Source organism: Microbacterium umsixpiens (assembly GCF_053543675.1).
The window spans coordinates 1,998-7,513 of sequence record NZ_JBLVOH010000176.1; the positions used below are offsets into that span (position 1 = coordinate 1,998).

At 68.5% G+C, this 5,516-nt stretch carries 7 protein-coding genes; 3 read left to right on the forward strand and 4 right to left on the reverse strand.

Going from position 1 to position 5,516, the window contains the following annotated elements:
- Window positions 1-48: 48 nt before the first annotated feature.
- The 3 genes from ACNPM4_RS16825 to ACNPM4_RS16835 form a co-directional block, all read right to left on the reverse strand.
- Window positions 49-654, reverse strand: a complete 606-nt coding sequence (locus ACNPM4_RS16825; protein WP_448986444.1) for a signal peptidase I — start codon at window positions 652-654, stop codon at window positions 49-51.
- Window positions 655-662: 8 nt separating this feature from the next.
- Window positions 663-1,232: a SipW-dependent-type signal peptide-containing protein gene (locus ACNPM4_RS16830; protein ID WP_448986445.1), complete on the reverse strand. Its 570-nt coding sequence runs from the start codon at window positions 1,230-1,232 to the stop codon at window positions 663-665.
- A gap of 62 nt (window positions 1,233-1,294) precedes the next feature.
- A complete protein-coding gene (locus ACNPM4_RS16835) occupies window positions 1,295-1,852 on the reverse strand; it encodes a SipW-dependent-type signal peptide-containing protein (RefSeq protein ID WP_262001297.1) in 558 nt (185 codons plus the stop codon).
- 273 nt (window positions 1,853-2,125) lie between these two features.
- Between ACNPM4_RS16835 and ACNPM4_RS16840 the strand changes: the two genes are divergently transcribed.
- Together ACNPM4_RS16840 and ACNPM4_RS16845 are read left to right on the forward strand one after the other, a co-directional pair.
- Window positions 2,126-3,859, forward strand: a complete 1,734-nt coding sequence (locus tag ACNPM4_RS16840) for a DHA2 family efflux MFS transporter permease subunit (RefSeq protein ID WP_448986446.1) — start codon at window positions 2,126-2,128, stop codon at window positions 3,857-3,859.
- Window positions 3,837-4,334, forward strand: a complete 498-nt coding sequence (locus ACNPM4_RS16845) for a MarR family winged helix-turn-helix transcriptional regulator (protein ID WP_448986447.1) — start codon at window positions 3,837-3,839, stop codon at window positions 4,332-4,334. Before ACNPM4_RS16840 ends, ACNPM4_RS16845 begins: the two co-directional genes overlap by 23 nt.
- Here ACNPM4_RS16845 and ACNPM4_RS16850 read toward each other — a convergent pair.
- Window positions 4,273-5,217: a LysR family transcriptional regulator ArgP gene (locus tag ACNPM4_RS16850; protein WP_029260997.1), complete on the reverse strand. Its 945-nt coding sequence runs from the start codon at window positions 5,215-5,217 to the stop codon at window positions 4,273-4,275. The two genes, ACNPM4_RS16845 and ACNPM4_RS16850, sit on opposite strands and share 62 nt — an antisense overlap.
- 70 nt (window positions 5,218-5,287) lie before the next feature.
- On the opposite strand from ACNPM4_RS16850, the gene ACNPM4_RS16855 reads away from it, so the two are divergent.
- On the forward strand, window positions 5,288-5,516 hold a 229-nt coding region (locus tag ACNPM4_RS16855), incomplete at its 3' end, for a LysE/ArgO family amino acid transporter (RefSeq protein ID WP_448986448.1).

Below are 5,516 nucleotides of genomic sequence, written 5' to 3' on the forward strand. Positions count from 1 at the left end.
CCGAGCCGAGCAGCATGAAGAGCACGACGACTCCGACGCTCAGGCGTCTCATGGGCGCCGATCCCTCCGTCTGGCCCCCGCCGCGACCAGCGCGTCCGGAGCCGCTGGACCCTCGACGTCGTCGGAGGATTCCTCCGGCGCCACGCGCTCCCTCCGCGGCCAGAACGCCCACACGACCAGCAGCGATGCACCGAGCGTGACCCCGCCGAGCACCCACGGGCTGCCGAACCAGACGATGACATTCGCGAGGGCGGGCACCGAGCCACGGACGATGCGGACGTCGGACACGGTGTACGGCGCCGGATCCTCGACGTCGTTCGCGTCACCCTTCATGGTGAGGGTGCGCATGTCGCCCGCATCCGCCGGCTCGACCCCGCTGACGCGGTGCGTGATCGGCAGGGCTGCATCCCGATCCACCGTCACGACGTCACCGACCGCGATGTCGGAAGCGGGTATCTTCTGCACGAGTGCGACGGATCCAGCAGGGATGGTCGGCGCCATCGACCCGGTCTTGAACATGATGAGCGAATAACCACCGGTGAAGGCCATGATCACGAGCACGATGCAAATCACACCGCCGATGGCTGCCAGAGTGAGCAGCACCTCGCGCACTCCGCGTCCCACTGCGCGGGCGCCGCGTGCGATGGTGGCCATGTCGTCTCTCAGCTCGTGCTTCCGGTGAAGGTCCAGGTCGGTTTCACGGTGCCGCCCTGCGCCGTTCCGGTCGCATCTGAGGGCAGCTCGAGCACGATGCAATACGTGATCGTGTTGAGCGGGGTCACGGTGAGTGTCTGCGCGGGAAGTGCGGGAACCGCGGTCAGAGCGGCCGTCGCGGTCGCCGTCGTCGTGCAGTTGGCGGGTGCAGCGACCACGGCGATGTTGACCCTGATCGCGTTCTGCAGCGCGAGGTCCGCTCCGGTCGGCGCCGTGCCCGCGTTGTTCGTCACAGCGACGGCGGTGAGGTTGACCGTGCCACCCAGGGTGCCCGACGCCTGCACCTGCACATACGCCGCCTTCTTCACCCCGGGGTAGAGGCCCGTCGCGTCGAGAGGCACGGTGAGCACGGTCTCGGTGGGTCCGTGCGACGCGAATGCCCCCTGATCGGACCGCGACGCGATCGAGAAGCTCCCGGCGCTGACCGTGCTCGTCGCGAGTTCCTGGTCGGTCCACGCCGCGATCGTCATCGTCGCGCCGACGCCGAGCACCAGCCCGCCGGCGAGCAGGGCCCGCACGCGCCGAAATGCATGCGAGGGCCGCGGGCGAACGGACGCGCGCAACGAGCGGCGGGTGGGCGCTACGGCTGCACCGAGGTCGCGTTCCACTGCCATGTGACGGTTCCCGTGTCGCCCTGCTCGATCCCGCCCGCACCGGAGGCGGCGGTGACCTGGATACACAGGTTGACGTCCGTGCCCGGCGTCATCGTCGCAGGTACCGCGGTTCCCGCGGCGAACGCGGTCTCGTCGCAGCCGAAGGTCGTCCCCGTCGACACGACGTCGTAGGTCAGCTTGCCCGCGGTGACGAAGTCGCCTGCCCCGACGGGAGCGACGGCGTCGAGCGTGGCGTCGTAGGTGCCGCCGAGACGCAGGGCATACGGCGCGTACACCACGTCGCCCGGGCTGAGGTTCGTCGGGTTGAGCTCGAAGGTCAGCGAGGCTGCCGCGTCGTCGGTCGCGTGCTCGCTGAACGTCGTTCCGTCGGTGGAGCCCGTGAACGTGAAGGATCCGGCGGTGAAGGTCCCGTTCGCGAACTCGGAGTCGTTCCACGCGGCGAGTGTGACGGCCACCCCCACCCCGAGGACGAGTCCGCCCGCCAGGACGGCGAGAACCTTGCGCTGCGTGTCTTTGGTAGCCATCGGAGTCCCCCTCAGGAATCAGGCGATCGCGTGAATGCCTGAGAACGACCGCCTCGCAGAGGCCCCGCATCCCCGCCGTGCCCTCATCCTCACTGACGCCTTCCCCCAGAACAAGGCGATTTCGCGCACGTCCGAGGCACATCGCGCGCACCGCATTTCCCGCCACAATGGTTGACGTAGATCAACGATTCCCATATAGTTGACGCAGTTCAACCATCTTGTGCGCGCCAGAGCTGTCGCAGCATCCGTCCTTCCGACCGCGAAAGGTCTCGCATGACCACGGACTCCCCCGTCAAGATGACGCATCGCCAGGTGCTCGAAGCCCTCACCGGGCTCCTCCTCGGCATGTTCGTCTCGATGATCGCCACCACGGTGGTCTCCACCTCGATGCCGGTCATCGTCCATGACCTCGGCGGCGACCAGGCCGCATACACCTGGGTCATCACCGCGACCCTCCTGACGACAGCGATCTCCACGCCGATCTGGGGCAAGCTCGCCGACCTCTTCAACCGCAAGCTCCTGATCCAGATCGCGATCGTCATCTTCGTCGGAGCGACCGCGGCGGCCGGATTCGCGCAGGACACCAACACCCTCATCGCCTTCCGCGCCATCCAGGGCATCGGCGGTGGCGGGCTCGCCGCCCTCAGCCAGGTCATCATGGCCGACATCATCAGCCCGCGCGAGCGCGGCCGGTACATGGGGCTGTTCGGCGCCGTGATGGCCGTCGCCACCGTCGGCGGCCCGCTCCTCGGCGGCTGGATCACCGACGTCGCGAACTGGCGCTGGAACTTCTTCGTCGCCCTCCCCTTCGCCGTGGCCGCGCTGATCATCCTGCAGAAGACGCTGCATATCAGCACCGAGCGCACCCGCAAGGTCTCGATCGACTACGTCGGCATCGTGCTGCTCTCGGCCGCGGTGTCGCTGATCCTCATCTGGATCACGAACGCCGGCTCGACGTTCGACTGGTGGAGCACCGAGACCGTGCTCATGGTCGGCGGCGCGATCGTCTCGGCCATCGCCTTCATCATCGTCGAGCTCAAGGTCCGCGAGCCCCTCATCCCGCTCACGCTCTTCCGCGGTCGCACGTTCACCCTGTCGGTGCTGGCATCGATCTCGATCGGCGTCGCGATGTTCGGCACCTCGGTGTACCTCGCGCAGTACATGCAGCTCTCCCGTGGCGCCACGCCGACCGAGGCCGGCCTCATGACCCTGCCGATGATGGCGGGGCTCCTGATCTCGTCGATGGTCATCGGCCAGCTCGTGACCCGCTTCGGCAAGTGGAAGGGCTATCTGATCCTCGGCTCCGTGCTGCTGATCGCCGGTTCCGTCATGCTGTCGACGCTGCACTACGACACGAACTTCGCCCTCGTCTCGATCTACATGTTCGTGATGGGCGCCGGCGTCGGCATGACCATGCAGAACCTCGTCCTCATCGTGCAGAACGTCGCGAAGCCGAGTGAGATGGGTGTCGCGAGTTCGGGCGTGACGTTCTTCCGCAGCCTCGGCGGCACGGTCGGGGTCTCGGTCATGGGCGCCGTACTGGCGAACAGTCTCACCAGCCTGTTCAGCGACGGCAAGGAGCGCATCGGGGCGGCGATCGCCCAGCTCGGCGACAAGGGCGCCGATGTCGCCGCGCAGCTCTCCAGTGGAACGCTGCCCGAGGTCCGGCTGCTTCCGGAGCCGGTGCGCTCGATCATCGAGGACTTCTACGCGCAGGCCATCTCGCACGCGTTCGTGATCGGCATCCCGCTCGCGGTGATCAGCCTCATCGCGATCCTGTTCCTGCCGAACCGTCCGCTCACCACGATGACGACCACCGAACGGGCGCACGCGGATGCGGCGAAGTCGGACGCCGCCGCAGACGACGATGCCACCCCGGTCGATGACGCGGCCGACGTCGCGATCGCCGATGCCACGGCGCTGTCCGGTGCACCGACGACCGGCACCGTCACCGTCGTCGGCCGCACACGCGACGCCCACGACGATGCAGCCGCCGACGGACGCTGATCCCCCGTCCGACACCCCCGAGGCGCGGGCCGCTGCAGTCCGCGCCCTCGAGGCGGAGTTCGGCGAACTGATCACGCATTTCCGTCGCGTGATCTCGGAGAACGCCAACCGCGTGAGCCCCGGCCTGTTGCCCGGCGCGTACAAGATCTTCACCACGATCGCGCGATGCGAGACCGTCACGGTGTCGTCGCTGTCCGAGCGGATGCTGCTGGACAAGGGGCAGGTCAGTCGGATGGTGCGCGAGCTCGAGGAGCTCGATCTCGTCGAACGCTCGACCGATCCCGCCGACGGCCGCTCCTTCCTGCTGCAGCTCACGCCCCTGGGGGAAGAGCGCCTCGCAGCCGCGCGGCTCCCTCAGGAAGGCCGGCTGCTCCGCACGCTCGAGGACTGGAGCCTCGCCGACATCGGGAGCCTCACCCGCCTGCTGCACGCCCTCGCTTCGGGCGCGAGCCCGGACGCGATCGCTTCGGAGTGACGGGCGTCTCCCCGAGCACCCTGCGCGCCTCGGCGGCGATCTCGGCAGCGATGGTGTCGAGCAGCTCCGAGCGCAGATTCCACTGCTGCCAGTAGAGCTGGACCCGAAGCGTCGGGCCGCCCAACGGGATCAGCCCGGAGGACTCCTGCAGGAGCGGGACCATCCCCCACCCGAGCCCGAGCCCGACGGCGAGCGCATAGTCATGGGACGCCGGAACGTAGTGCCGCGGCACCCCCGCCTCGCTGACGGACATCGCCCGGAGCCACTCGTGCTGCAGCGTGTCCCGCCGGTCGAAGTCGACGAACGGTGCGACCCTCAGGGCCTCCGCCGTCACTCCGTCGGCGAACCAGCGCGCTGCGAACCCCGGTTCCGCCATCGCCCGGTATTCGAGTACGCCGAGCGGCGACACCGAGCATCCGGCGACCGGCGCGGCCTCGCTCGTGACCGCGGCCATCACGGTACCGGATTCCAGGAGCCGGGCGGTGAAGTTCTGGTCGTCGCGGTGCAGATCGAAGTCGATGTCGTGGCCGGCCGCGAGCCGGGAGAGCGGCGCGAGGAACCACGTCGCCATCGAATCGGCGTTCACGGCGAGCGGGATGCTGATCCGCCGGCTCTCCGCGACCTCGTCGATCCCCACGCCGAGGAGCGCGTCGTGCTCGAGCAGAGCTATCTGACGGGCTAGGCGGACGACGGCCTCCCCCGCCTCGGTCAACTGCGCGGGCTTCGTACGCACGACCAGGATCCGACCGAGTTGCTGCTCCAGCGTCTTCAGGCGCTGACTCACCGCCGACGGCGTGATCTGCAGTCGCCTGGAAGCGGCGTCGAGCGTGCCCTCGTCGACGATCGCGGCGAGCGTGGCGGCGAGTTCCGGGTCGATCCTCACATAAGCGATGCTAATGGTTCGGTAGGAATCTGCACTTCTCTTCAAGGTGGGCGGTTCCTAGGCTGGACCCATGCTCACCGTTCTCGCCGGCCTCGGACTCGGCCTCTCCCTCATCGTCGCCATCGGCGCGCAGAACGTCTTCGTGCTGCGCCAGGGAATCCGCCGCGAGCACGTGTGGGCTGTCGTGATCATCTGCGCCCTGTCGGATGCCGCACTGATCGCCGCGGGCGTCGCGGGGCTCGGATTCGTGCTGTCGGCCGCCCCCTGGCTCGTCGTCGTGGCACGTTGGGCGGGGGCGC